Source organism: Monashia sp. HAY1-5C, assembly GCF_056755255.1.
Genome location: NZ_JBPGXG010000258.1, coordinates 1 through 1,803, shown reverse-complemented (window position 1 = coordinate 1,803; position 1,803 = coordinate 1). Strand labels below are relative to the sequence as shown.

Here is a 1,803-nt window from a genome sequence, read left to right as displayed (position 1 = left end):
GCCCACGACCGCAGCGAGGCCAAGATCACCATCGTCGGGGTGCCCGACCGCGTCGGGATCGCCGCGAAGATCTTCGGCGCCATCGCCGAGGCCGGCATCAACATCGACATGATCGTCCAGAACGTGTCGGCGGCCCAGACGGCCAAGACCGACATCTCCTTCACGCTGCCGCAGGCCGACGGCGCCCGCGGCATGCAGGTGCTGCAGGGCATCAGGGCCGAGGTCGAGTACGAGGACCTGCGGCTCGATGACAAGATCGGCAAGATCGCCCTCGTCGGCGCCGGCATGAAGAGCCACCCCGGCGTCTCGGCGAAGTTCTTCGGGGCCCTGGCCGAGGCCGGGATCAACATCGAGATGATCTCGACCTCCGAGATCCGCGTCTCGGCGGTGACGCGCGCCGAGCAGCTCGACGACGCCGTCCGTGCCGTGCACACCGCCTTCGGTCTCGACTCGGCCGAGGACGCCATCGTCTACGGCGGCACCGGCCGCTGACGCTCGCTGCCCCGCCCGGTGAGCTGGGCCGCGTCGTCTCGTGACGGCGTCAGTGGGCCACCGCGGGCACCGAACGGGCCACGACCTCGGCGAGCTCCCCGCGCGTCGGGCCGGGGTCGAAGGGTCGCCGCCAGCCGGTCGCGTAGACGGCACGGGCCCGGTCCTCGGCGGCCCGCAGGCTCGCGGGCAGCGCGGTCATCGCGGCGTACGGACCGATGAGCTCGCCGATCGAGGGGTCCCGCTCCGCGGCCATCATGATGATGTCGGAGGGCAGCGGGCGGGAGAGGTCGATGTCCTCACCCGACCAGCGTCGGGCCTGCGCCGAGTCCATGTGCACGTGGTCCTCGACCCAGGGCCGCATGCTCGCCTCGCCGAAGGCGTCGAGCCCGAGCGAGAGCGCCTCGAGGTCGGTGCCGTGCTCGTCGAGGAGCCGGAGCAGCTCGGCCACCTGGAGCAGGGAGGTCGTGACGCCGCGGCCGAAGTTCGGCGTCGTGGTGCACACCGCGTCACCCACGAAGACGAGCCCCGGCAGCGCGGGCCGGCCGTCCGGCCCGTGCTGCCCGCGGTAGACGTTGAGCAGCGGACCGCCGGGCAGCGCGTCGGTGAGCGGGGTGGCCACGGACGGGTCGGTCCACGCCGCGAGACCGGGCACGGCGGCAGCAGCGGCCTCGAACGCCGCGGTGTGGCGCAGGTCTACGAGCGAGCGGTCCGAGGTGTTGCGGATGATGAGGGCGGAGAAGACGCCCTTCTCGTGAGGGAAGACGAGGACCTCGAAGCCGTCGTAGTTTCCTTGCCAGGCAATGGGATTCGTCAGTGGCGGGTCGGCTCCGGCGCGCAGCTGGTAGAGCCGGTCGACGTAGGCGATGCCGCACTCGCCGCCGATCCCCGGGGCGCGCAGGTGCCGGTTGACGCGCCCTGACCGGCCCGACGCGTCGATGACGAGGTCGGCGGGCACGTCACGGCCGTCGACGCTGAGGCCGCCGACCCGACCGCAGCGGGTCGTGACGCCGTCGACGTGTCCCACCTCCAGGGTCAGCCCGGGCTGGACCCCGGCCGCCGCCCGCACCGCCCGCTCGAACGTCTCGCGCCGCGAGCGGACGCCACCGAGGATCTCGGTGCCGTCCGGCAGGGGGAGCGGCACCGGTTCGGCGCCAGCGGCGAGCCAGGCGTCCCAGGCGTCCGGTGCGACCTCCTGGAGGACCCGACCGACCTGGGGCCGGAAGGCGTGGGCGTGGTGGAACTGCATGACACCGCGTCGGTCCCAGTGCCCGGTGGCGGGCGGTCCGGCGTCGCGGTCGACGACGACCACCG

Annotated in this window: 2 protein-coding genes; one reads left to right on the top strand and one right to left on the bottom strand. The window is 73.2% G+C overall.

Features of this window, described 5'->3' with window-relative positions:
• On the top strand, nucleotides 1-492 hold a 492-nt coding region (locus tag ACR9ZK_RS21490), incomplete at its 5' end, for an ACT domain-containing protein (protein WP_481343999.1).
• Nucleotides 493-541: 49 nt separating this feature from the next.
• Here ACR9ZK_RS21490 and ACR9ZK_RS21485 read toward each other — a convergent pair.
• Nucleotides 542-1,803: FAD-dependent monooxygenase family protein (locus ACR9ZK_RS21485; protein ID WP_481343998.1), on the bottom strand; the 1,262-nt coding region annotated here is incomplete at its 5' end.